Below are 25,226 nucleotides of genomic sequence, written 5' to 3' on the forward strand. Positions count from 1 at the left end.
GACTGACCGGCGTCACCAGCATTCAGCGCCAGAGTGGTTTCGAGATTTCTCGCATGCGCTCGCTGGGGCTGATGCCCAGGTCGGCAAGCTGCAGGCTGGTGAGCTCGGCGAGCTGGCGGCGCGTGCGGGCGTTCTGGTGCCATTGGCGCAGCAAGCGGGCGATGATTTTTGTGCAGCGGCCAAGGCTTGAGGCGCGGACATACGGTAAAGCTGCGGGTTGGCTTTCCATGACGGGGCATCCTGTTGATCCGACTCATCGATCTTCAGGGTGCGCTTGGATCTGCCGGCCGGTTAGCCACAGCTGGCGGTCTGCTTGACGGTACAGTCGTGGAGCAGGCCGCACTGTCAGGGTTGTTTGGCTTCGGACTGTATTGCTGCGACATCGCCTGCTGCGTTATAGGGTTCCAGTTCGACGCAAATCAGTGACAATTCAGCGCTTCCGTTGCTGCTGGTGCGGATTTCGCTGCCGGGGCAGTCCTGGTTGCATTGGAGTACGCCTTCGACTGTACGCGCCTGGCCGCCTGTGCCGGTCAGATAGCCTTGGGCGAGCGTTGTGCCGGCGGGACTGCCACTGCTGACGATGTCCCATGTACCAACGCGTACCGATGCATCGCCAGGGGCGGCATAGGTGATCCGATAGCGATAGCGGCCTGCCGGGATCAGCGTATAGGGACCGTAGCTGAGGTAACCCGTTGCACCTGCTGGTGCAATGAGGCGGTCATCACGCAATCGACCGATCAGGGTTGGCAGGCGCGATGCCGGCCAACTGCCCCAGCGTTGCGCTTTGAAGTCAGCCGAGCGACATGCCGGGCAGCTTTGAAGCTGCGGAATCACTAGCCGTATGCCGTCGAGTTCACCGGCGATCGCACCATTGCTCAGGGTGCGGGTGGCTTGATCCCAGAGCGCCGCCTCATTGAATACGTAAAGCGCGTCGGCGTCATAGATCCCGTTGGCCACTTGTCTGGCCAGGCGCTCGCGCGCGCGCGCCTGGGCTTGCGCATCGACACGTGCGAAGTTGGCGGAGTTGATCGACATGCCGTGGTGCAGGGCGAAGTCCGATAACGCGATGAAGTGCTCAGGGACGTGGGTAGGAAAAACATACAGGATGCGCTGATAGCGCTTGCCCAGGCTTTCCCACATCGGGGATCGCATTGGGCTGGTCCAGCTGGGCTCCTGGCGGAATAGTTTGCGCATACCCTGCAGCCCGCTGGACAGGTCGTAGAACTGAACGCAGGTGGCAGCCGCCAGTAGGGCAAGGGCGACACGGGGGCGGGTACGGACGCAGATCACCGCAACGGCCGTAACGGCAAGCAAATAGAAAACTGGCCAGAACATACGGCCGGGAGAGCGGAACACCTGATAGAGCCGGTCACCCCAGTCCGGAAGATCAAGCCAGGTGACGACATAGGGACCTACGCTCAGCGTGTTGGTCAGCGAAATCGACAACATCAACAGGCTCATCGCGACCAGCGGCCAGATGAGGAACGCTCGTCCGCTGTGTTCTTCCTGACGATGGGCGACTGCCAGTGCGACGGATATCGCCAGCAGGGCGAGTACTCCAACACCCATATAAGCGAAGCCATCGTGATCAAGAAAGCCGTCCATGCCTTCAGGTCGTTTGAGGGCGGGCAGCAGTCGGGACCAGTCCCCGCGAGAGTCCACCAGAGATAACAGGTTCATTCGTCCATACGGGCCCGGCACCGTCGGAGCGGAGCCGAGTATGAAGTAGCCGATCAGCCACATGAGCAGAATGACCAAGGCGCTGCCGATGAGCCCATGTACCACGCACCGGGCCAGACTCATCTCGCGTTTGACCAAGCGCTGCAGGAGATCTGCACCCCAGATCGCTGCCAGCATCACCAGCAGATACGCGTGAATCAGCGTGGCCAGCGCCAGCAACACCAGCCAGAATTGAGCGCGATAGCGTGGGTCAAAGTAGAGGTAAAGTCCTCCAAGCAGCAGCCATTGCCCGCCCAGCGCCAGGTGGAATGCAAAGCGGATCAGGTACGGGGGCAGCAGCAGTAGCAGTACCGTGCCCAGCGTGAGCAAACGTCTGTCCTGAGTGAATCGCGACAGCACAAGGTAGGAAAAAACGGCCTGCATGGTCAGGCAGAGCAGCACCCACAGCCCGAAGTACTGGAATGTCTGCGGTAGTAAGGGCCCCAGCAGTTTGAACGGTAAGGCGAATAGCGGTAGCGAGTCGGAGAACACGATGGAGCTACCCATCTCCATGCCGTAGCGCGGGTTGGCCCCAAGCGGGAACTGCAGCAGGGGCGTTTCGCGGAAAAACTCCCAGCCCAGCAGGTTGGTCGGTGGATCGAATAGCCCGCGCATGAGCCAGCCGATACTCGAGGGCAGCAGCACCGTCAATCCGCCCAGTGCCACGAATAATCCACCGCCGAGCAGGATCGGAATCCACAGTGATGGACGGACGCTATGGGACGCCAGCATGGCTAGGTGAGCTCCATTTTTATTGTGTGGGGTGATCACTCGTCGCGCCGTCGCTGGAATCCCCACAACCTGCTGGCCAGGAAGGTTATACCTGGCACCACTGCGGCAGAGGCCACTGCTGCAAGGCGAGGAGACAGCCATCCGCTCGCCAGTATCGCGGCAAGCAGCGTGCTATTGATCAGGAAGGCGCTCAGCGATATCAGGAAAAAGCGACGCATCGCCTGCCCTGGCGAGCCGGGAGTGGAAAAGGTCCAGATGTAGTTACCGGTGAAGGAAAGCCCGAACGCGCAGAGGAACGCAATTAGGTTGGCCAGCAGTGCCGGCATTGCCGTGTGGGTGATCAGGCTCCAGACCACGCCAATATGCAGTGCGGTGGCACAGATACCGACGACGCCGAAGCGTGCGGCGATGAGCAGTTCGCGCAGTAGTCGGCGCCTGGCATTCGGCACAGCCTCCGACTGCTTGACGCTCACGGCTTTCTTGCCAGGCAGAAGGCGGTCAGCCCACCAAGCCGATTGAAGCCCAGGGCGGACAGTTCGATGGTCGACAGCGCTTTGAGTGTGCCATTGATCAACGGGCTGTGACGTTTGAGCTGCGATCGTGGTTGGCGCTGCGTCTTGCCGCGGCCGCGTTCGAGAAGCCGAAGGCTTGCGGCAATAGGCAATACCGCGCCGAAGTAATAAGAGCCACGGACAACGTCCAGACCGGCTCGGCGCGCGACCGACTCGATCTCATGCAACCTGTAACGCCGCTTGTGTTCCAGGAAGACATCATGGTCGCTCCAGAGGAACTGGAAGGCGGGTACCGAGATGAGGACATTGGCCCCACTTGGAACCTTGGAGACATAATCCGCCAGTAGGCCCACGTCGTCATCGACGTGTTCCAGCACGTCCATCAGCAGAATAAGGTCGGTGTCGAGTTGTGTTACTGAGCGGCGGAAATGAATCGGCTTGCCACTCACGAGATCGTCGGAATCCTGCCCGTAGCTGATATCCACGCACCAGGCACTACGGGCATCACTCTGCTCGAGCAGCGCTTTGGAAAAGAATCCGGAGCCTGCACCGACGTCGAGGATCGAGGTTGGTCGGATGTCTGCGAGGAATTTCTGCATCGCTGCGCATTTGGAGCGGTAATACCAGTGCTCGCCTATATGCTCGCCCAGGATGTCGGTTTCCTTGAGGTCCATGCTCAGTCCTTGTTCTCATAGATGCGGCGCACCAGATAGACCGGTCTGCGCTTGGATTCGAGATAGGTCCGTCCCAGATATTCGCCCAGGACGCCAATACCAATGAGCTGTAGGCCACCCAGGAATGTCACGGCGACCATGATCGAGGCGTAGCCTGGAACATCGATGCCCGAAAATATGACCTTCAACACGATAAGGGTGGCGAACAGAAACGATCCCAGCGACACCGCAATGCCGAGGTAGGTCCATATCTTCAAGGGGTCGGTGCTGAAACTGGTGATGCCCTCGAGGGCGAAGTTCCAGAGGCGCCAGCCATTGAACTTGCTCGATCCTGCGATACGTTCGGGGCGGTTGTAGTCGATGCAGGTGGTGCGGAACCCTACCCAGGCGAAGAGGCCTTTCATGAACCTGCGAGACTCGGGCAGGTCGTTGAGAGCATCGACCACCTGGCGGTCCATAAGTCGGAAGTCGCCGACGTTCTCAGGAATGGCCGGGTCGGCGATCTTGTTATGGATCCGGTAGAACCAGTTGGCCGAGGCGCGTTTGGCCCACGAGTCGGAGGTGCGATCCACACGTCGTCCTAGAACGACTTCGTAGCCTTCGCGCCACTTTTCGATCATCTCCAGGACCAATTCCGGAGGGTCCTGCAGGTCGACATCGATGGGCACCACGACTTGGCCGGCGGCGCAGCGCAGGCCGGCGCTCAGTGCGGCCTCTTTGCCGAAGTTTCGACTCAGGTCGACCACCTTGATGTTTGGGTTGCGGCGTTGCAGCAGGAGCAGGGTTTCCAGCGTTGCGTCGGTGCTGCCATCGTTGACGAAGATGTACTCCACCTGCACGGTTGCGGAGTCGCTGAACACGCTTTGCACGCGATCTACGAACAGGGCGACGGTCTCGACTTCGTTATAGACGGGCACCACCAGCGACAGCGCCAGAGGATAGTTTTCGAGTGGTCGCCGTTCCCGGTCGATGGGGGGGCTCATCTGCAGTTCACTGGTCATCCCTACCTCTTCTTGTTCTTGCACGGCAGTTGGCTGTCAAACCGCGTGTGGGACCGTGATTATCGAGCGGTGTCTTTTGCCACTGGGCGATCTGCACTGAGCGAAATCGCCTCAAGCTGAACATCACCGCCGTTGCTCAGCAGGCGCAATTCAACCCGTTGCAGCGGATGAATCAAGGCGACTTTACCCACCAGCGAGAGCCTCGCACCTTGCGTACCCATCAGCGGGCCGGATGCGAGAGTAACCTGTTTACCTGAGGGCTCCTGACCCACCAGGTCCCAAGTGCCGACGGTCGTTGTACTCTGGCCCTGGCTGAAATAGTCGATACGGTGTTGATAGACACCCGCCGGAAGCTCGATGTAGGGGCCGAAACTCAGGTACCCAGCCAGGCCCGGTTCCTTGGGAATCAGGCGGTTACCTTGCAGTTTTCCAATGAGCGAAGGCAACTGTGCGGCGCTCCACTGAGCAGAAAAATTTCGCTGCTCCTGACTCAGCGGCGCTCCTACCGCGCTCCAGGCTGAGGCAGCGCGGTCCTTTGCGCAGATCAGATGAACAGTGTCCACCGAGCATTCGCCGGCAGTGATCGCTTGCTGGAAAAGCGGGGGCAGACCCAGTGAGTTGCGCAGAAAACCAGCTCTCACATACAGCTGGCCATTCTCGGCGGGATGCTGGGAAAAGGCGCTCTTCTGTTCGCAGCTCGTCGCTATTCGCGCCGTATAGGCGCTGTTGATCGTCAGGCCGAGATTGGCGGCGATGTACTGATAGCGAACGTAATCCTCCGTGGGCGTATCTCCGCAGCCATAGGCTGGATATATCTGAATGCCCTGCAGGCCTGCCAGCGCCGTGCGCCAGGGCTTCAGGTTCAGGGTTGCGGGAAGTTGACTAACGAACTGCACGCGCTCACGCAGTGGGCGGGTGTCATGCCATTGCAGCAGAAGCGCCACGGTGATGATCGCCAAAATCGGATTGCTTTTGCGTCGGAGCAGCACTGCCAGAACAGCGAAAAGCACGCTGTAGCCAACAAGCCAGAAGAACCGGCCGCTGACACGAAATATGCCAAAGGCACCTTCCAGCCACCGGGGGGCATGCAGTTCCAGCAAAAGGTGCTGGCCCAGGAAGATACGATTGCTGGCGGCGTAGAGTACGAATCCGGCAAGCACCAGCATCAGCGGAGCATGCCTGCGCACTGTGCTCAGCCATTCACCGGCATTCAGCACGAGGGCGATCGGAATAAGCAGCAGAACGCCAGCCCCCAGGTAATTGAAACCTTCGTCCTGCCCGCCGGTAGCATCGATGGGGGCGCAGAACAGTCCGCCGCAGAATGGCGAAAGCAGGTTCAACGAGTAGACGCCAAAGCCTCCGGCGGCCGCTCCCTTTCCGATGAAGTATCCACCTGCGTACAGGATGGCCAGCAGCGCGATGAGCGACGCGCCGACCCAATGCAGCCCCCGCCTGAGCGTCAATCTCGACAGTCGATAAAGACTCAGAAGCGTGGCAATGAAAAGTGGGTAGACCATGGCCAGCAGGTAGGGATGGACCAGCAGCGCACAGCAACTCAGGGCAATCAGGATGAGGCCGGCGCGACGAACGGTCCAGGCGCCATAATAAGCGCGAAAGTATGCCCCTAACGCCAGCAGCAAGAGAGCCTGGGTCATGAGCGCTGTGTGCCCCAGACGATGTGTGAGCGCTGGCCAGGTGAGCGCGAAGGCGGCGGCGAGCAGTGCGCCAGGCAGGTGGCGGATATTCAGTGATCGGATGAGAAATACCGCGGCGATTGCCTGCAACAGGTAGCTGAAGGCATGCCAGAGGCCGAAATAATGGAAGCCATCCGGGAAGAGCGAGCGCAACGGTTTCAGCAATAACGCCAGCAGTGGAATGCTATCGGTGAAGGCAATGCTGGTGCCTTCGGGCGCATTCAGGCGAACCGACTTGAGCAGCGGAAAGTGCCAGTCGTCCTTTTCGAAGAACAACCAGCCCGCTACGTGAGAGGCGGCGTCGCCACCTTCAAAATAGAGGCCATGCCCAACCAAAAAGGACAGCGGGTAAAGGTGCAGCACCAATGCCATGGCCAGCAGCAATCCTGCCAGATAGGCGGGGGCACCGGGCGTGTCATTCCACAGCCACGGGTGCGTGCGAAGGGGCGACAATGCGGGCAGCTTCTCGAACTGGCTCATGTCGCAAGCCTGAGCGGCATGCTGGCAAGGATTGCCCGAGCGCCGAAACCGCAGTCGTGCCGCGTCAATATGAGCGAACGCCCCTGTGCCAGCAGCGACGGGGGAGAGCTCAGCAGCGATAGCAGAAATGGCGGATTGCGCATGGGCGTGGCCGATCTGAAAACCCGGTCGGCTAGGCTATCGGAATGCAGGATCATGAGCCAGCGTCGAGTGCCGGCGCGACCTTCCCGCGGGGTGCGTGGACAATCGAGCGGGTTGGGGCCGCCAATCGCACGAGACTGGCGCCTGGTCCTCTGGGGGAAGACGCGCAGTCTGGCGGCCATGCTGCCGGTTTCCGAAAACGACCGTTCAGTCAGGAATAGAGCGATTGCGCTTGGCCAGTTCCACGTGTTTGGCAACTGTACGGACGGGTTATCGCCTGAGGTGTACTCAATGTCTGCAGATGCTTGCCAGCGCCTCGAAGAACTGGTGCTATGCATGCCTTCCTTGAAAAGCGCACCGGTCAAGCCGGTCGTGTCATAACAAAAAACAGCGCGGGAACGGGGCCTGCGTCCGCATGATGGATCTGCTTATTCTCATTGGCTCGAAAATCAGCCAGGACACCATCCATAGCTCGCTGGGCAAGCCGGAATACAGTTACTACTTCCTTTTGAAGGAGTTCTTGCCGGCCTTCGAAGCGATCGGCACGGTGGTCGAAGTGCGCAGCATCGCCGAGGTCGAGGCGCTCTATGATCAGCACCATGCGGCCGGCCGGCCGGTGGTGTTCATCAGCGTAAGCCCGCCGCAACAGACGCCGCTTGGCCTGCGTTGCCCGACTGTTCCGCTGTTCGCCTGGGAGTTCGACAGCCTGCCCAACATCGCCTGGGAGGGCGATCCTCGTAACGACTGGCGCTATGTCTTCGAGCGCGTTCAGGGCGCCATCGCGACGAGTCGGGAGGCCGCCGCCCTGGTCGCCGCGCAACATCGTCATCTGCCTGTGCTGGCGGCACCCGCTCCGATCTGGGAGCGCTTCGGTGCAGGCAAGGTCGCGCCCGTTCGCCTGGCCCAGGGTGAGCGACGCATCCCGTTCTCGGGCGTTGTCATCGACAGTCCGCTGCTGGGGCTCAGCGCCGATGGCCTGGTTCGCCGCGCGGAAGCGCCGCAGCCTGCGGCGGAGACCGTGGACGTACCAAGGCCACCGTCGCGCTGGAAGCAGCGGTTGGAGATTGGCCGGCTTCTATTCGACGGCTGGCGCCGTGAGGTGTTCGGCCGGGCGGAAGTCGCCGCTCCCAGCGTTCCGACGCCGCCTGCGCCGCAGGTTCGCGATGTCCTGGTGGATGGTGTGGTGTACACCACGGTTCTCAATCCTGCCGATGGGCGGAAGAACTGGATCGACCTGATCACCGCCTTCTGCTGGGCGTTCCGTGATACGCCCGATGCCGTGTTGCTGGTGAAGATGACCCACCACGACCTGGAACATTACCGGGTCGTGCTGATGACGCTGCTGTCCCGTCTGGCCCCCTTCTCCTGCCGGGTGGTCGTCCTGCACGGCTTCCTCGAGGACGAGCAGTACCAGGCGATGGTCTCGGCCACCGACTACTACGTGAATGCCTCGTCGTGCGAGGGCCTTTGCCTGCCGTTGATGGAGTTTCTCAGTGCGGGGAAACCGGCGCTGGCACCGCGGCATACGGCGATGGCCGATTACCTGGATGAACGCATGGCGTTCGTTGTCGAGGGTGCGCTGGAGCCGACCTGCTGGCCCCACGACCCCACCGGAATGCTCGTCACGCACCGGCACCGGCTGAACTGGCAGTCGCTGATGGAAGCGTTCCGCCGCAGTCACGTGGTGGCGACCCGCGAGCCGCAGGTCTATGTGCAGATGTCGCGTGCTGCCAGCAAGCGCATGGAGGCGTTCAGCTCCCTGCAGGCGGTGGCGAGCGCGTTGCAAGCCTTCCTGGGCGATGTGCTGGATGCCGATCACGTGGTGCCGGCTCCTGCCCGCATCGCCGGAGGGATGGCAGAATGAGATTTCTGGTTCACTCCGAGGTCAACAGCGCGCAAATCGAAGCGAGCCTGGGGCTGCCGGACTACAGCTACTACTTCGTGCTCAAGGAGTTCCTCCCGCTGCTGCGCGGCCTGGGCGAAGTCGCGGTGGTGGAGCGGGTCGAGGATGTCGATGCGCTCTATCGCCAAGCGCTCGATCGCGGCGAGCAATGCGTGTTCCTCAGCTTTACGCCTCCGCACAAGACGCCATTGAATCTGCAGTGCCCGACCGTTCCGGTGTTCGCCTGGGAGTTCGATTCCATTCCCAACCAGTCGTGGTTGGAGGACGAGCGGCAGAACTGGGCGGCGGTATTGCAGCGCTGTGGTCGCGCCATCACCCATTCCGGGCTTACTGTCGAGGCTACGCAGGCCGAACTGGGCGCAGCGTTCCCAGTGGTTTCGATCCCCGCGCCGGTGTGGGACAAGTTTGCCTCCCTGCGCCAGCAGCCCGTCGGCCTGCCAAGCGAGCCGGTGGTCCTGACCGTTCGCTCCGGCGTAGTCGTGGATACCCATGACCTGTCGCTGGCTCCCTATATTCCCAATACCGATGCTGTCACCCGCGCAGTTGCCAGTGCGCGCGCCCGCGAACTGCCGGCGGCAAAGACCGAACCTGCGGAGCCTCGCGCAGCCGGGCGCCAGTCGCTGGCGCGTATCACCTTGCGTTACCTGGTGGAGTGGTATCGCCTGGCCTGGCGAGCGCCGGTGCCGGTTCTACCGCACGCCGCAGAGCCCGCGCCCGCACGCATGGAGCCGCCCAACCCGGTGGAACCCGGCGGCCTGCCGGATGTGGACGTGGATGAAGAGGCGATGCCACCGCTGCCATTGGGCGAGCATCGGTTGACCCTGTCCGGCGTGGTCTTCACGGCCGTGTTCAATCCGTACGATGGCCGCAAGAACTGGGTCGACATGCTCACCGCGTTCTGCAGTGCCTTCCGCGACACTCCCGAAGCCACGCTGCTGTTCAAGCTGGGCCACCACGAGTACGAGTCGGCGATGAATGACATGCTGATGTGCATGGCGCGCATGCCGGCCTTCCAGTGCCGTGTCGTGTTGTTGCACGGCTATCTGGATCGTTCCGAATTCGACGAGCTGATCCGACATACCGCATATATCGTCAATGCCTCGCACGGCGAGGGCCAGTGTCTGCCGCTGATGGAGTTCCTCAGTTGCGGCAAGCCGGCGATTGCTCCTCGGCATTCGGCGATGGCTGACTACATCGACGAGAGCGTCGCCTTCGAAGTGGCCACTTGGCTGGATGCGACCGCCTGGCCGCACGATCCACGGCTGGCTTACCGCACGCTGCGTCACCAGATCAACTGGGCCTCGCTGGTGGAAGCCTATCGTGCCGCCTTCCAATGCTACACGGCGCAGCCAGAGCGCTATAAGCGCATGTCGGATGCAGCAATGGAACGAATGCGCACGCACTGCTCGCTGGCGGCTGGTCGTGGTCGCCTCGAGGCGTTTCTGGCCACAAGCGCTGCCTGAAGGCGCCGCGGCACATACGAAGTCATAGCGGGAGCTGACATGCTGGAGTTCATCAAAAGCCTGGGGCGCAAGCCGGTACCCCTTACCGAACCGCAGGAGGCCGCGCCGCCGCCTGCCGTGCCGGTGGAGGACCTGTCGACGCTCACCGATACCTACCTCAGCGGCTGGTTCCACCAGGAAACCGATGAGCTGTTCGAGGGCTTTCCGATCAGTGCGCAGGACTCGGTGCTGGATATCGGCTGTGGCGACGGTCCCTTCGTACAGTTCTGCGCCCAGCGTGGCGCCGAGGTGATCTTCGCCGACATCGACGCCGACAAGGTGGCCGGCGTCGAGCGCGCCCTGCAGGGCTCCAATGTGCGGGCCATGCTGCCGCTGGTCACCGATGCGAACCCGATTCCGCTGCCCGATGCGCGGGTGGACAAGGTCGTGGCGATGGAGGTGCTGGAGCACGTCGAGGACCCGGCCCAGTTCATGAGCGAACTGGTCCGCGTCGGCAAACCCGGCGCGCTCTACCTGATCACCGTGCCCGACCCCCTGGGGGAAAGCGTGCAGAAGGAACTGGCTCCTCCTGCCTATTTCGAACATCCCAACCATATTCGAGTGTTCGAGCGCGAAGCCTTCGAGCAGCTGATCCGCGATGCGGGGCTGGTCATCGAGCGCCAGGCCCACTACGGCTTCTACTGGTCGGTGTGGTGGTTCTTCTTCTGGGCGTGCAAGCAGGACCTGTCGCCGCCGTGGCACCCGCTGCTCGATAGCTGGACGCGCACCTGGAACATGATGCTGGCCACCGAAGAAGGCCCGCGCATCAAGAAGGCCCTGGATCGCGCCATGCCCAAGAGCCAGGCGATCATTGCGCGCAAGCCTTTGTAGGCAGGAGAGTCGTGCAGATGAACACCCGGTGCAGCCAATGAGCAAGGGGCGGATTGCCGACATCGAGATCCTGCGCGCCTTCGCAGTACTCTTCGTGGTGCTGCACCATGCCCATGGCAATCTGATTTCCTGGGCTTCGCCGCGCTTCGATGCGTTGACTGCGCATTTTTCCGGCGGCTTTGGCGTGGACCTGTTCCTCGCCATTTCCGGTTTCGTCATCGCCCGTGATCTGCTGCCGCGCCTGGGAGCTGCTGCGCAAGCCGGCACGGCATGGCGTTGCATTCTCGCCTTCTGGGTGCGTCGCGCCTGGCGCTTGTTGCCTTCGGCCTGGTTCTGGCTCGTGGCTGTTCTGCTGGCGGTCGTGTACTTCAATCGCACGGGCGTGTTCGGCACCTGGGGCGCCAACCTGGATGCGACTTATGCAGGCGTGCTGCAGTTCGCCAACTGGCGCTTTGCCGAGACGTTCATGCGCAGCGAGTACGGCGCCAGCTTCGTTTACTGGAGCCTGTCGCTGGAGGAGCAGTTCTACATCGCGCTGCCGCTGCTTGCTCTGCTGGCTCGCCGTTGGCTGGTCTACGTACTGGTCTTTCTGGTGGCGTACCAGTTGTTCGCCTCCCGCGGTCTGCTGATGGTGATGTTCCGCAGCGACGCCCTGATGCTCGGCGTATTGCTGGCAATCTGGAGCCGGACGGCTTCCTACGAGCGCCTGCGCACGCTCCTGCCCGCCCGCGGTGGCAGCCTGTTGCTGGCTGCCTTTAGTCTGCTCATGGGAGCCTTCTGGTCGGACACCCTGGACGTGGGCACCTACAAGTTCAGCCTGGTGGCGATCTGTTCCATCGTGCTGGTCTGGCTGGCGTCCTATGACGCGGAACTGTTCATTGCGCCGGGACCCTGGCGCCGGGCAGCGATCTGGGTTGGTACGCGCTCCTATGCCATCTACCTCATCCATGTGCCGGTGTTCTTCGCCGTCCGCGAATGCTGGTCGCGCCTGTATCCGCAACTGCCCGTGGATGAGCGCTTCTTCTATCCCTTCGTGCTGTCCGCGGCGGCATTGATCGTCGTACTGAGCGAGCTGAACTTCCGCCTGCTGGAAACTCCACTGCGTCGTCGCGGAGCCTTGATGGCGCGGCGAGTGGCGGGTGAGACGCCGGAGCCCTCGGGTGGCCTGGCAGTTGAGCAGGGGCTGGGGCGGTGATCTTCGGGAGATGGCCGGCATCGGCCGGCAAACGGCTTCCCATGCAGGAAGTGAGGAAAGTCGAGGACTGCGCATGAGCCAGGGAAAAAATCTGGAGATCGAGTACCTGCGGGCCTTCGCTATCGGCATGACCCTGTTGTGCCACGTGCCGATGCTGTTGCCCTATTACGACGGGATCTTCGCCAGCTTCTTCAATGTGTACATGCCCTGGTCGGGCGTAGACCTGTTCTTCTGCATCTCCGGCTACATCGTCTGCAAAAGCTATCTGGACTATTTCGATCAGCATCGGCAGCAGGGCAGCTATGCCATCGCGGCCCAGAGCTTCTGGCTGCGGCGCCTCTACCGGCTGCTGCCTACTGCCTGGTTGTGGATCCTGATTCCCCTGGCACTCTCGGTGCTGTTCAATCGCAGTGGCGCTTTTGGTTCCTGGTTCGAGAACCTGCGCAGCTTTGCGGCTGTGGCGACCTTCACTGGCAACCTGGCGAATCAGTACAACGGCATGCTGGGTCCCAATGCGGTCTACTGGAGCCTGGCGCTGGAAGAGCAGTTCTACTTCCTGTTGCCGTTCTTCCTGCTCTGCGTGACGGCCTTCCGCTGGCGCGTCGGGCTCCTGCTGGCGCTGATCGCCTTGCAGTTCGGTCTGGATCGCAACATGTTCGGCACGCCGACCAGCGCCATGCTCAATTCCTTCCGGCTCGACGCGATGATGTGGGGCGTGCTGCTGTGCCTGGCGGGCCGTACACCGTTGCTTCGTCAATTCGAGCCCACCTTCCTGGGCAACAACACCTGGCTGCGACTGGCATTCGCCGGCGTGCTGTTCTACCTGCTGGGAGCGATCCCCGGGCAACTCATCGCGATGCCTATCGCTGTGGGGTTGATTGCCATCGTGGCATTGCTGCTGGTGTGGATTGCCAGCTACCAGCAGGGGTATCTGTACTGCCCGGCGGTGCTGTCGCGGCCACTGCTCTGGCTGGGCTCCCGCTCCTACGGCCTGTATGTCATCCATATTTGCGCCTATCACGCGAGCCGAGAGATCTGGTACCGCTTTGCCGCCGCGCAAGGTGTCGAGCTCGACAAGTCCTTCACGCCGGAACTGGTGGTGACTGCATTGGCGATTGCGTTGATCGCCAGTGAGCTGAATTATCGATTTGTCGAAGAGCCGCTGCGCCGCAAAGGTGCGCGGATTGCGCGGGAACGTCTGGAGCGGTTTTCCGGCGGTGGTCCCGTTGTTGACGCCCCGCATCCGGACACTCAGCCGGATGCGGGAAATCGGACCGACGGAGTGAATGCGCGTGCATCCGAGTGAGCATTGCAGGTTCGGTCATTGCAAACCTCGGGACGGTTTTCGGGTCATAACAGGCGAAAAGCGCGGCTCAATTGCTCGTGACCAACCGGTCAGCCATTTTGGGTTCCTTTCCTTTAGAACAATCAGAGAGACTGGCCTTTGAACAAGCGACTACTGGTAACAGGGCTTTCCGGTTTCGTGGGCTCCCGGCTGCGGGCGTCGCTGGGGCCGCAATGGCAGTTGATGGAGCTGCCGCGCCTGGATCTGACCGAGCCTGGGGCTTTCGATGGGTACCTGCGCAATGATGTGCCGGATGCCGTGATCCACCTGGCTGGCCAGACGTTCGTACCGCAGGCGTTTCGCGATCCCGCCGGGACCTTGCAGGTGAATCTGATCGGGACGCTGAACCTGCTCGAATCACTCAAGCGATGCGGCTTTTCCGGAGCCTTTCTCTACGTCAGCTCCGGCGATGTATACGGGCAGGTGAGCGAGGATCAGTTGCCCATTACCGAAGTGCAGTTGCCCAGGCCCCGCAATCCTTATGGAGTGAGCAAACTATCGGCAGAGTTGCTGTGTCAGCAGTGGAGCTTCACCGAACCTTGGCGCATGATGGTGGCACGCCCGTTCAACCACGTGGGCGCGGGCCAGAAGGCCGATTTCGTGATACCGGCGGTTGCAAGACAGCTCGCGCGTATCCGTCATGGATTACAGGATGCGTATATCGAGGTGGGAGACATCGACGTCACCCGCGATTTCCTCGATGTACGGGACGTTTTGGCGGCCTACTTCGCATTGCTCGACAACGGGCGCTCGGGGGAGGTGTACAACGTATGCTCGGGCCAGGAGTATCGCCTTCGCGATCTGATCGGCCAGATGGCCTCGCTGGCCGGGGTTGATCTGGAGATACGCCAGGACCCGCAACGGATGCGCAAGGCCGAGCAGAGGCGTGTGCGCGGCAGCAGCGCCAAACTGCAGAGTGAGACCGGCTGGAAACCGGCTTACGCAATGGAACAGATCCTGCTGGATGTATTGGCGGACTGGAATGTCCGCGCATTGCAGGAGTGACGGCGGCGGCTGGCTGTTGGCCGCCCATGACGGCAAGACCTGTTGCCGCTTCAAGACCCCGCCATGCCTGCCAAGGGGAATGGGGTACCAGGTAACGTGCAGTACGCGGAGGCGCCGTTCGGGTGGAAGCCGATCAAGCCTCCGGCATAACTACAACGAGCTCGCAGCGCTCTCATCTGCGAGCCACCACGGATGCTAGAAGAATGACAAAAAGTGCTCTGATCACCGGTCTGACCGGACAGGATGGCGCCTACCTTGCGAAACTGCTGCTGGAAAAGGGCTACAAGGTCCACGGTCTGGTAGCTCGCCGTAGCAGCGATACGCGCTGGCGCTTGCGTGAACTGGGGATCGAGTCCGAGGTGGTCTACCTCGACGGCGATCTGGCGGACGCATCGTCCGTACAGCGGGCCGTCATCAAGGCCAAGCCGGATGAACTCTATAATCTCGGTGCACAGAGCTTTGTCGGAAGCTCCTGGGACCAGCCCGTCACCACCGGCATCGTCGATGGCCTGGGGGTGACTCACCTGTTGGAGGCCATCCGCCAGTTCAACCCGGAAACCCGCTTCTATCAGGCATCCACCAGCGAGATGTTCGGCCTGATCCAGGCCGAGCGGCAAGACGAGAACACACCGTTCTATCCGCGCAGCCCCTACGGCGTGGCCAAGCTCTATGGTCACTGGATCACCGTGAACTACCGCGAGAGTTTCAAGCTGCACGCGTCCAGCGGCATCCTCTTCAACCACGAGTCGCCGCTGCGGGGCATCGAGTTCGTGACCCGCAAGGTTACCGACGCAGTGGCGCGTATCAAGCTGGGCAAGCAGAACGAACTGCGCCTGGGCAACATCGACGCCAAGCGTGATTGGGGCTTCGCCGGCGACTACGTCGAAGCCATGTGGCTGATGCTGCAGCAGGACAAGCCTGACGACTATGTGGTGGCCACCGGTGTCACCACCACGGTGCGCGAGATGTGCCGCATCGCCTTCGACTATGTGGGTCTGAAGTACCAGGATCATGTGGTCATCGACCCGGCATTCTTCCGCCCGGCGGAAGTGGACGTGCTGCTGGGCAACCCTGGAAAGGCCGAGCGCGTATTGGGCTGGAGCCCGAAAACCAGCCTGGAGAACCTTATCCACATGATGGTTGACGCCGACCTGCGTCGCGTTGACAAGGAGTGATGCATGCTCGTCCCTGTCATCCTTTCCGGTGGAGCCGGCACCCGGCTGTGGCCGGTCTCCCGTGAAGGCCAGCCCAAGCCGTTCATGGCGATGCCCGACGGCCAGTCGCTGCTGAGCAAGACCTACTGGCGCGCGGCAAGTTTGCTGGGGGCGGAAGGACACATCGTCACGGTGACCAACCGTGACTACTACTTCCAGAGCAAGGATCACTTCCAGTCGGCCAAGCTGCGCCAGCGCGGCCATTTCATCCTTGAGCCCGCCGGCCGCAACACGGCGCCCGCCATCGCGGTCGCCGCACTGGCGCTGAGGGCGTTGCACGGCGATGACGTGACCATGGTGGTGATGCCGGCGGACCATCTGATTCGCGATGTCGAGACCTTCGGTCGTTGCGTCGAGCATGCCGTGGAGCTGGCCGAGGCAGGGCACCTGGTGACCTTCGGTGTCGTGCCCAACGCGCCGGAAACCGGTTTCGGCTACATCGAGATGGGCGATGCCCTGGACAGCAAGGGCGGCAGCCGCGTGAAGCGCTTCGTCGAGAAACCCGACCTGGCGACCGCCAAGGGCTTCCTGCAGGCCGGCACCTTCCTGTGGAACTCGGGGATGTTCTGCTTCACCGTCGGCACCTTCATCAGTGAGCTGGAGAAGCACGCGCCCCAGATGCTCGAACTGGCTATTGGTTGCCAGATGGCCAGCCAGCCGGTCGACTTCGGCAATCTGGTCCAGCAGGAACTGCCTTCGGAGCACTTCTGTGCGCTGGAGGACATCTCCATCGATTATGCGCTGATGGAACGCTCCGACCGCGTTGCCGTGATCCCTGCCGCGTTCGACTGGAGCGATATCGGCTCCTGGACCGCGATGAGCGCGCTGGTGGAGGCCGATGCCGACAACAACCGGGCGACGGGCAATGCCATCTTCGTCGACAGCAAGAACAATTACGTGCAGAGCGAAGACCGTCTCATCGCCACCGTCGGGGTGGAGGGGCTGATCGTGGTGGAGACGGCGGACGCGATTCTAGTCGCCAACGCCGAGCGCGCGCAGGATGTTCGCAAGGTGGTCAAGCAACTGAAGGACACCGAGAACGAGGCCTACCGCCTTCACCGTACCGTCAGCCGCCCGTGGGGAACCTACACCGTTCTTGAGGAAGGCCCGCGCTTCAAGATCAAGCGCATCGTGGTCAAGGCCGGTGCTGCCCTGTCGCTGCAGATGCACCACCATCGCAGCGAGCATTGGGTCGTGGTGCAGGGCATGGCCAAGGTCACCAACGGCGAGTCGGTGCGCCTGGTGAACAGCAACGAGTCCACCTATATCCCCGCCGGCCACCGTCATCGCCTGGAGAACCCGGGCGTGATCGACCTGGTGATGATCGAGGTGCAGAGCGGCGAATACCTGGGTGAGGACGATATCGTCCGCTTCGAGGATATCTACGGCAGGATCGTCTGATGTCGCTGAGCAGTCTGAAAGGCGCCTGGCAGTACCGCGGCTTCATCGCGGGCAGCGTGCGGCGGGAGTTCGAGTCGCGTTATCGCGGCTCGTTGCTGGGGGCGGCCTGGACCGTCCTCAATCCCCTGGCGATGATCCTGGTGTATACCGTGATCTTTTCCGAAGTGATGCGTGCGCGGCTGCCGGGCGTGGACGACAAAATGGCCTACAGCGTGTTCCTGTGCGCCGGCCTGCTGACCTGGGGCTTGTTTTCGGAGGTGGTCAGCCGCTGCCTGAACATGTTCCTGGAGAACGCCAATCTGCTGAAGAAGCTGAGCTTCCCGCGTCTGTGCCTGCCGGTGGTCAGCGTCTGCAACGCGTTGCTGAATTTCGCCATCATTTTCGCCTTGTTCATTGGCTTCCTGCTCATCACCGGGCGCCTGCCCGGCGTTGCGTTGCTGGCGTTCCCGTTGTTGCTGGCGCTGCAACTGATGTTCGCCGTCGGCCTGGGGATGCTGGTCGGTGTGCTCAATGTGTTCTTCCGCGATGTCGGGCAGTTGTTCGGCATCCTCCTGCAGTTCTGGTTCTGGCTGACGCCCATCGTCTATCCGCTGACCATCCTGCCTGAATCCATCGGCCGGCTGGTGCAGCTAAATCCGTTGACCGGCCTGATGCAGGCCTACCAGAACCTGTTTCTCCATGGCCAGTGGCCGCAGTGGCCGCAACTGCTGCCGGTAATGGTTTCCGGTGCGCTGCTGTGCCTGTTGGCCATGGCGTTGTACCGCGCTCGCGCGGGCGAAATGGTGGACGAACTCTGATGGGCCATATCCGCATTCAACAGCTGGGCAAGGCCTATCGTCAGTATCCCAAGCGCTGGTCGCGCCTGATCGAGTGGATCGTTCCCGGCGGCAAGCCGCGGCACCACAAGCACTGGGTGCTGCAGAACATTTCGCTGGAAATCGAGCCGGGCGAGGCGGTCGGCATCGTTGGCTCCAACGGCGCGGGCAAGAGCACCCTGCTCAAGATCATCACCGGTACCACCCAACCCACCAGCGGCACCTGCGAGGTGGGCGGCACGGTATCGGCCCTGCTCGAGTTGGGCATGGGCTTTCACCCGGAGTTCACCGGTCGGCAGAACGTCTACATGGCCGCCCAACTGCTCGGACTGCAGCGTGGCGAGATCGACGCGCTGTTCCCGCAGATCGAGGCCTTCGCCGAAATCGGCGACGCCATCGACCAGCCGGTGCGCACCTACTCCAGTGGCATGCAGATGCGCCTGGCGTTCAGCGTGGCCACCGCCCGGCGCCCGGATGTGCTGATCATCGACGAGGCGCTGTCGGTCGGTGACTCCTACTTCCAGCACAAGAGTTTCGAGCGCATCCGCAGCTTCCGTCGCGCCGGTACCACGCTGCTGATCGTTTCCCACGACCGTTTCTCCATTCAGTCCATCTGCGATCGCGCGGTGTTGCTGGAGTTCGGCCAGGTGGCCATGCAGGGTGACCCGGAAATGGTCATGGACTACTACCACGCGCGGATGGGCGAGGGGCTCAACCACCTTGTGCGCCAGGAAATGCTAGCCAACGGCAAGGCCCGGACCATCTCCGGCACGGGCGAGGCGGAAATCGAGTCGGTACGTCTGCTGGACGCCGGCGGCAAGGACATCGATCTGGTCGAAGTCGGCCACGACGTGGTGCTGGAGGTGGGCGTGCGCGTCTGCCAGGACGTCGACCGCCTGGTGCTTGGTTTCATGCTCAAGGATCGGCTCGGACAGGCGATGTATGGCATCAACTCGCACCGCCTCAAGCAGGTGCAGAAGGGCCTTAAGACCGGGGACCGACTGGTCTATCGCTACGCCTTCCCCATGCGCCTGGGGGCTGGCAACTATTCGGTGTCGCTGAGTCTTTCACGGCTCGACTCGCACCTGGATGGCAACTACGAATGGCGCGACTGCGCGATGATTTTCCATGTGGTCAACAGCACCCGCGAAAACTTCATCGGCTACTCCTGGCTGGATGCGCGCGCCAGCATCGAGCACTTCCCCAGCGGTTCCCTGGTCCAACGCAGTGGAGAGCACTCCTGATGCGCCTGCTCGTCGAATGCACCTACGTCTTCGAACATCCCCACGTGAATTCCGGCATCCAGCGCGTGGTGCGCAATGTCATTCGCCACCTTGAAGACGCCGAGGGCGGGACCGAATGCATTCCGGTGGCCTTCATCAACGGGCGCATGCACCGGGTACTGCACCTGGCGCCGTTGTCGACCAAGGAACTGCCCTGGCACAGTCGCATGAAAATCGCCCTGGAACAGTGGCGCAACGACTACTGGGTCCGGCATGCCAGCCTGGAGCGGCGCTGGCCGATGAGCAGCTCCCACAACGCCCGGCGCGTGCTCTACGTGCTGTGCAAGCTGGCCAGCCTGGGGATCACCCTGCCGCTGCGCTTCGCAATGTTCGCCTCGCGCAATCACATCGTGCCTGAGCGCCTGGAGCCGCTGGAGGTCCAGCCTGGCGACCAGTTGCTGCTGCTCGACTCTTCCTGGCATGCCGATTTCTTTCCGGTGGCAGAAAAGCTGAAGGCTGAAGGGGTCGGCTTGATCTCGGTGATCTACGATCTGATTCCCTGCACACACCCGCAGTTCTGCGATGCCGGGCTGGTGAAGGTGTTCGACCGGTGGTTCGACTGGATCGTCGAAATGGCGGATGGCTTCATCTGTATCTCCACCACCATCCGCGACCAAGTGCGTGCCGAGATCGTCCGCCGGCGTGGGGAGGAAGTTGCCCGCGGCTTGTGGTTCGAACACTTCTATCTGGGCTCGGAACTGGACCTGGTGCACGATGCCTCGAGCCTGGATGGCAAGTTGGTGCAGATGTTCGATGCGGGCGCGCCGGTCTACCTGATGGTCAGCACCATCGAGCCGCGCAAGAACCACGCCTACCTGCTCGATGCTTTCGAGCGCCTGTGGGCGCAGGGCTCGCCGGCGCGACTGTGCATCATCGGTCGCTATGGCTGGAAGTGCGAAGACCTGATGGATCGCATCCGACGCCACAAGGAACTCGACAAGCGCCTGTTCATGTTCAACCGCCTCAATGATCGGGGCTTGGAATACGCTTACGCCCATGCCCGCTCGCTGGTCTTCCCGTCCTACGTCGAGGGCTTCGGCTTGCCGCTGGTTGAAGCCATGCAGCGAGGCTTGCCTGTGATGGCCAGCGACATTCCGGTGTTCCGCGAAGTCGGAGGCGACTTCGTTGCCTACTTCGATCTGCAACGGCCCGAAAGCCTGGCTGAGCTGGTGCAGGCGTTCGAAGGCAGCGGCCGCTTCCCGGCAAGCCGGGCCGCCGCCGATTGGAGCTGGCTGACCTGGCGCGATGCCAGCCGGCAATTGGTCAGCCGCGTGCTGGCTGCCCTGACGCTGCGCAAGCTGCCCCAGCCACAGCCTGAAGTCGAAGTGAGTTAGCGTGCACGTTGCGCTGAACGCCCGCATCCTCCAGGCGCCGCGGACCGGCATCGGCCAGTACGTGTCCGCATTGACTCGGGCGCTACAGCAGCAGGCGGAGGTCAGCTTGCAGCTGTTTCTCGGCCGTCAGTGGGCGGTCGATCTGCCTCCTGCCCCCATGCCTGGATATTCGCGCCGCTCCGCGCTGGCCAAGCGAGTGCCTGGTGCCTACCGCATTCGCCGCTGGCTGGAACAGGGCAGCTTTGACCGCGGACTGCGCCAGCGAGCGGTCGACTTGTACCACGAGCCCAGCCTGTGGCCGTTGGAGTTTGACGGGCCCATGGTCATGACACTCCACGACTTGACGCATGTGCACTACCCGCACACCCAGCCCGCCGATCGCCTGGCCGAGATCGAACGCCATGTCGGCCGCGGCGTCGAGCGCGCGCAGGTCGTGCTGGCGGATTCCGAACATGTCGCCGGAGAGATCCGCCGCCATTTCGCCCTGGCCGATGACAGGGTCGTTGTGGCGCCCCTGGGATATGCAGAGCGCTTTCGCCCTCGTTCGGAAGCAGAGCTGGCGAGCATGCTGGCGTCGTTTGGATTGTCGGCGGGACAGTATCTGATCTGCGTCGGCACGCTGGAGCCGCGCAAGAACCTTCAGCTGGCGCTGCGGGCCCATGCCCAGCTGCCCGCGGCGCTGCGGTCGCGCCTGCCTTTGGTGATAGTTGGAATGCCAGGCTGGCACAACGAAGGCCTCGATGAGACGCTGGATACAGCGGTAAAAGGGGGCTGGGCGAAAGTACTGGGCTACCAGAGCGACGACGTTCTGGCGGAGTTGCTGGCCGGGGCGAAGGCCCTGCTTTTCCCTTCGCTGTACGAAGGCTTCGGCCTGCCTGTGCTGGAAGGGATGGCCAGTGGTGTGCCGGTACTACTGACGCGTACCTCCTCGCTGCCGGAAGTGGCGGGGGAGGCTGGCATCTATGTCGATGCCCATGATCCGCAGGAGATGTGTTCCGCCCTGCAGGAACTGGTGGACGACTCTTCTCTCGGGCAACGCTGCCGGGTGCTGGGGCTGGAAAGAGCCCGGGACTTCAGCTGGGAGCGATGCGCCCGCATAACCAGCGAAGCCTACCGAAAGGCTGTGGGAGGCTGAATGCGCGTACTGCACTTCTTCAAGACCTATCTGCCCGACTCCGTGGGGGGTATCGAGCAGGTGATCAACCAGCTCTGCCGGACCGGGCAGCATCACGGCATCGAGCACCAGGTACTCACCCTGAGTTCGAACCCCGAACCGGCCGAACTGATGGTTGATGGGCATCGCGTCTACCGTGCGCGCCTCGACCTGCAACTGGCCTCCACAGGCTTTTCCTATAGCGTCGTGCCGCAGTTCCGCCGGCTGGCGGCAGAAGCGGACATCATCAATTTCCACTTTCCCTGGCCGTTCATGGATGTGGTGCACCTGCTCGCGGGCCTCGACAAGCCGGCGGTGGTGACTTACCACTCGGATATCGTTCGCCAGCGGCATCTCTTAAAACTGTACCGGCCGCTGATGCACCGCTTCCTCGACAGCGTGGACCGTATTGTTGTGGCATCGCCCAACTACCTGGGCTCCAGCGAGACCCTGCGCCGCTACCAGCACAAGGCAGAAGTCATTCCCTACGGACTGGACAAGCAGGCGTACCCGGTTCCTTCAGAGGAGTGCGCGGCGCGCTGGCGACGCGAGGTAGGGGAACAGTTCTTCCTGTTCGTCGGTGTTATGCGCTACTACAAGGGGCTGCACATCCTGCTGGAAGCGGTGCAGGGCACCGGCTACCCGGTCGTGATAGTCGGCGCCGGCCCGCTGGAGCAACAGTTGAAAGACCAGGCTGCCACACTGGGCGTCGAGTCCCATGTGCGCTTCGTCGGGCGGGTGAGCGAGGAGGACAAGGTAGCCCTGCTGCAGTTGTCGCGGGCGATCGTGTTCCCCTCGCACCTGCGCTCGGAAGCCTTCGGCATTTCCCTGCTGGAAGGTGCCATGTATGGCAAGCCGATGATCTCCAGCGAGATCGGCACCGGTACCAGTTTCATCAATGCCAATGGACTCACCGGCCTGGTGGTGCCTCCCAGCGATCCCCTGGCGTTCCGTCAGGCGATGAAATGGTGTTGGGATAATCCCGAGCAGGCGGCAGAAATGGGGCGGCAGGCAGAAGCTCGCTATCAGGAGCTGTTCACGGCGGATGCCATGGGGCGCGTCTGGGCAGATCTGTATCGCAATCTGCTGGACGAGAGAGCAGAGAAGGAGGGGTTGTTGCCCGAGGGCCGCTCTGGCTGAGCGGCCGGGGCAACGAACTTACCAGTACAGTTAGGGCGAGCCTGGAGATAGGGGCTCAGTTGTACCGTTAAATCAGCGCCAGAACGGCTTGTTCAGTTCGGCGTAACGCTGGGCTTCGCTGATGCCGGCGTCGGCCAGCAGGCGGGAGTCCAGACGGGCCAGCTGACGGCGGCTTTCCATGCGGCGCTGCCACAGGCGGACGGTGCCGACGAGGCCACGGTGGGCGCTGGAGGTGCTACGGGTAGTGCTCAGAGCTGCGGAACCGAGGGTACGTTCCATGGTGGTCATCCTTCTCGCTTGTGGCGAGTAGTCAGTTGCTGAATGGATTGAGCATATGATCTGACTTTTTGGTCAGGGATGACAGGTACAGTTGAGCTGTATTGTGGCTACTCACCCGATTGTAATTTTGAACTGTAATGGTGTTTTTTGGGGCGAACTGTACCGTTGCGCTCCATTCTGGTGCGCAATTGATAGGCGTCTGAGGTATTTCGAGGGTGTCGGCCAGGGTGGCGGCGGGGAGAGCTGAACAGTTGGAGCGGGATAAAAATCTGTTCAGGAGTGTTTTTACGTGGTTTTTTTTCGGCTGTAAACCCTTGCGGGCCATTCATTGCTGAATGACCCGCAAAAGGCTCCGGATCAGCTCGCCGCCAGCATGTGGCCACGTTCTTCCAGGTTGATGTGCCACTCCAGGGCCTCGCGCAGGATGTGCGGGGTATGGCCGCCGCGCTCGCAGGCGGCTTCGAAGTAACTGTTCAGGGCGTCGCGGTAGGACGGGTGCACACAGTTGTCGATGATTACCCGGGCGCGCTCGCGCGGTGCCAGGCCACGCAGGTCGGCCAGGCCCACTTCGGTGACGAGGATGTCCACGTCGTGCTCGGTATGGTCGACGTGGCTGACCATCGGCACCACGCTGGAGATGTTGCCGCCCTTGGCGATGGACTTGGTGACGAAGATGGCCAGGTGCGCGTTGCGGGCGAAGTCGCCCGAGCCGCCGATGCCGTTCATCATCTTGGTACCGCCCACGTGGGTGGAGTTAACGTTGCCGTAGATGTCGAACTCCAGCGCGGTGTTGATGCCGATGATACCGAGGCGACGGACCACTTCAGGGTGGTTGGAGATCTCCTGCGGACGCAGCACCAGTTTGTCCTTGTAGCGCTCCAGGTTGCCGAACACGTCGGCGTTGCGGCGACTCGACAGGGTGATGGAGCTGCCCGAGGCGAAGCGCAGCTTGCCGGCATCGATCAGGTCGAAGGTCGAGTCCTGGAGTACTTCGGAGTACATGGTCAGGTTCTCGAAGGGCGACTCGATCAGGCCGCACATCACGGCGTTGGCGATGCTGCCGATACCGGCCTGCAGCGGGCCGAGGCTGTTGCTCATGCGGCCGGCGTCCACTTCACGCTTGAAGAAGTCGATCAGGTGGTTGGCGATGCCCTGGGTCTCGTCGTCCGGCGGCAGCACGGTGGACGGGGAGTCCGGCTGGTCGTTGACGACGATGGCGACGATCTTTTCCGCTGGGATCGGGATGGCGGTGCTGCCGATGCGGTCGTCGACCTTGGTCAGCGGGATCGGCGTGCGGGTCGGGCGGTAGGTCGGGATGTAGATGTCGTGCAGGCCTTCCAGGTTGGTGTTGTGCGCGATGTTGATCTCGACGATCACCTGCTTGGCGAAGATCGCGAAGCTGGCCGAGTTGCCCACCGAGGTGGTCGGCACGATGTGGCCTTCCTCGGTAATGGCGACAGCTTCGATGACGGCGATGTCCGGCAGCTTGAGCTGGTGGTTGCGCAGCTGCTCGACGGTTTCGGAGAGGTGCTGATCGATGAACATCACCTCGCCGGCGTTGATCGCCTTGCGCAGGGTGCTGTCGACCTGGAAGGGCATGCGGCGGGCCAGCACGCCGGCTTCGGTGAGCTGCTTGTCGAGGTCGTTGCCCAGGCTGGCACCGGTCATCAGGCTGATGCGCAGCGGCTCCTGCTTGGCGCGCTCGGCGAGGGCCTTGGGTACGGCCTTGGCTTCGCCGGCGCGCGTGAAACCGCTCATGCCGACGGTCATGCCGTCCTTGATAAGGGCCGCGGCCTGGTCGGCAGTCATCACCTTGTCCAACAGGGAGGACATACGCACGCGATCACGGAACATGGGAAAACCTCGGGCAGTA

General features: G+C 62.2%; 21 protein-coding genes. 13 read left to right on the forward strand and 8 right to left on the reverse strand.

The window, feature by feature from the left end; translation table 11 throughout:
• Nucleotides 1-22 precede the first annotated feature (22 nt).
• From C167_RS0107755 to C167_RS0107780, 6 genes are all read right to left on the reverse strand, one after another.
• Nucleotides 23-229, reverse strand: coding sequence for a DUF1127 domain-containing protein (locus C167_RS0107755; RefSeq protein ID WP_017517699.1), 207 nt, complete (start codon nucleotides 227-229; stop codon nucleotides 23-25).
• 116 nt (nucleotides 230-345) lie between these two features.
• A complete protein-coding gene (locus tag C167_RS33240; RefSeq protein ID WP_017517700.1) occupies nucleotides 346-2,451 on the reverse strand; it encodes a DUF6311 domain-containing protein in 2,106 nt (701 codons plus the stop codon).
• A 35-nt stretch (nucleotides 2,452-2,486) separates the two neighbouring features.
• Nucleotides 2,487-2,924, reverse strand: a complete 438-nt coding sequence (locus tag C167_RS0107765; RefSeq protein WP_017517701.1) for a GtrA family protein — start codon at nucleotides 2,922-2,924, stop codon at nucleotides 2,487-2,489.
• On the reverse strand, nucleotides 2,921-3,637 hold the full coding sequence (locus tag C167_RS0107770) for a class I SAM-dependent methyltransferase (protein WP_017517702.1): 717 nt from the start codon (nucleotides 3,635-3,637) through the stop codon (nucleotides 2,921-2,923). The genes C167_RS0107765 and C167_RS0107770 overlap by 4 nt, the downstream gene beginning before the upstream one ends.
• 2 nt (nucleotides 3,638-3,639) lie before the next feature.
• Nucleotides 3,640-4,620: a glycosyltransferase family 2 protein gene (locus C167_RS0107775; RefSeq protein ID WP_051167949.1), complete on the reverse strand. Its 981-nt coding sequence runs from the start codon at nucleotides 4,618-4,620 to the stop codon at nucleotides 3,640-3,642.
• 77 nt (nucleotides 4,621-4,697) lie between these two features.
• Nucleotides 4,698-6,812 (reverse strand): DUF6311 domain-containing protein, encoded by a 2,115-nt coding sequence (locus C167_RS0107780; protein WP_017517704.1) that lies wholly within the window; start codon nucleotides 6,810-6,812, stop codon nucleotides 4,698-4,700.
• Between the two features lie 556 nt (nucleotides 6,813-7,368).
• Between C167_RS0107780 and C167_RS0107785 the strand changes: the two genes are divergently transcribed.
• From C167_RS0107785 to C167_RS0107845, 13 genes are all read left to right on the forward strand, one after another.
• Nucleotides 7,369-8,817 (forward strand): glycosyltransferase, encoded by a 1,449-nt coding sequence (locus tag C167_RS0107785; RefSeq protein ID WP_017517705.1) that lies wholly within the window; start codon nucleotides 7,369-7,371, stop codon nucleotides 8,815-8,817.
• Nucleotides 8,814-10,319 (forward strand): glycosyltransferase, encoded by a 1,506-nt coding sequence (locus tag C167_RS0107790; RefSeq protein ID WP_017517706.1) that lies wholly within the window; start codon nucleotides 8,814-8,816, stop codon nucleotides 10,317-10,319. Before C167_RS0107785 ends, C167_RS0107790 begins: the two co-directional genes overlap by 4 nt.
• Nucleotides 10,320-10,358: 39 nt before the next feature.
• Nucleotides 10,359-11,189, forward strand: coding sequence for a class I SAM-dependent methyltransferase (locus C167_RS0107795; protein ID WP_017517707.1), 831 nt, complete (start codon nucleotides 10,359-10,361; stop codon nucleotides 11,187-11,189).
• Between the two features lie 37 nt (nucleotides 11,190-11,226).
• A complete protein-coding gene (locus tag C167_RS0107800) occupies nucleotides 11,227-12,384 on the forward strand; it encodes an acyltransferase family protein (protein ID WP_017517708.1) in 1,158 nt (385 codons plus the stop codon).
• A 73-nt stretch (nucleotides 12,385-12,457) separates the two neighbouring features.
• Nucleotides 12,458-13,690 carry an acyltransferase family protein gene (locus C167_RS0107805; protein ID WP_017517709.1) on the forward strand — a complete coding sequence of 411 codons (1,233 nt, stop codon included), beginning with the start codon at nucleotides 12,458-12,460 and terminating at the stop codon, nucleotides 13,688-13,690.
• A 138-nt stretch (nucleotides 13,691-13,828) separates the two neighbouring features.
• Complete coding sequence (locus C167_RS0107810; protein WP_017517710.1) at nucleotides 13,829-14,734, forward strand: GDP-mannose 4,6-dehydratase; 906 nt, start codon at nucleotides 13,829-13,831, stop codon at nucleotides 14,732-14,734.
• Between the two features lie 203 nt (nucleotides 14,735-14,937).
• The gene (gene gmd / locus C167_RS0107815; protein WP_017517711.1) at nucleotides 14,938-15,909 is read left to right on the forward strand and encodes a GDP-mannose 4,6-dehydratase; all 972 of its coding nucleotides are present in this window, start codon (nucleotides 14,938-14,940) and stop codon (nucleotides 15,907-15,909) included.
• Nucleotides 15,910-15,912: 3 nt separating this feature from the next.
• Complete coding sequence (locus C167_RS0107820) at nucleotides 15,913-17,349, forward strand: mannose-1-phosphate guanylyltransferase/mannose-6-phosphate isomerase (RefSeq protein WP_017517712.1); 1,437 nt, start codon at nucleotides 15,913-15,915, stop codon at nucleotides 17,347-17,349.
• Complete coding sequence (locus C167_RS0107825) at nucleotides 17,349-18,146, forward strand: ABC transporter permease (RefSeq protein WP_017517713.1); 798 nt, start codon at nucleotides 17,349-17,351, stop codon at nucleotides 18,144-18,146. The genes C167_RS0107820 and C167_RS0107825 overlap by 1 nt, the downstream gene beginning before the upstream one ends.
• The gene (locus C167_RS0107830; RefSeq protein WP_017517714.1) at nucleotides 18,146-19,408 is read left to right on the forward strand and encodes an ABC transporter ATP-binding protein; all 1,263 of its coding nucleotides are present in this window, start codon (nucleotides 18,146-18,148) and stop codon (nucleotides 19,406-19,408) included. Before C167_RS0107825 ends, C167_RS0107830 begins: the two co-directional genes overlap by 1 nt.
• Nucleotides 19,405-20,781: a glycosyltransferase family 4 protein gene (locus tag C167_RS0107835; RefSeq protein WP_026078880.1), complete on the forward strand. Its 1,377-nt coding sequence runs from the start codon at nucleotides 19,405-19,407 to the stop codon at nucleotides 20,779-20,781. The genes C167_RS0107830 and C167_RS0107835 overlap by 4 nt, the downstream gene beginning before the upstream one ends.
• Nucleotide 20,782: 1 nt before the next feature.
• On the forward strand, nucleotides 20,783-21,916 hold the full coding sequence (locus C167_RS0107840; RefSeq protein ID WP_017517716.1) for a glycosyltransferase family 4 protein: 1,134 nt from the start codon (nucleotides 20,783-20,785) through the stop codon (nucleotides 21,914-21,916).
• Nucleotides 21,917-23,074: a glycosyltransferase family 4 protein gene (locus C167_RS0107845; RefSeq protein WP_017517717.1), complete on the forward strand. Its 1,158-nt coding sequence runs from the start codon at nucleotides 21,917-21,919 to the stop codon at nucleotides 23,072-23,074.
• A gap of 72 nt (nucleotides 23,075-23,146) precedes the next feature.
• Here C167_RS0107845 and C167_RS0107850 read toward each other — a convergent pair whose 3' ends face one another.
• Together C167_RS0107850 and C167_RS0107855 are read right to left on the reverse strand one after the other, a co-directional pair.
• Nucleotides 23,147-23,353 carry a DUF1127 domain-containing protein gene (locus C167_RS0107850; protein WP_015474893.1) on the reverse strand — a complete coding sequence of 69 codons (207 nt, stop codon included), beginning with the start codon at nucleotides 23,351-23,353 and terminating at the stop codon, nucleotides 23,147-23,149.
• A 357-nt stretch (nucleotides 23,354-23,710) separates the two neighbouring features.
• Nucleotides 23,711-25,207 (reverse strand): acetyl-CoA hydrolase/transferase family protein, encoded by a 1,497-nt coding sequence (locus tag C167_RS0107855; protein ID WP_017517718.1) that lies wholly within the window; start codon nucleotides 25,205-25,207, stop codon nucleotides 23,711-23,713.
• Between the last annotated feature and the right edge of the window lie 19 nt (nucleotides 25,208-25,226).

Origin of the sequence: Pseudomonas nitroreducens TX1, assembly GCF_000313755.1 — a bacterium.
GTDB classification, from domain to species: Bacteria; Pseudomonadota; Gammaproteobacteria; order Pseudomonadales; family Pseudomonadaceae; genus Pseudomonas; species Pseudomonas nitroreducens_A.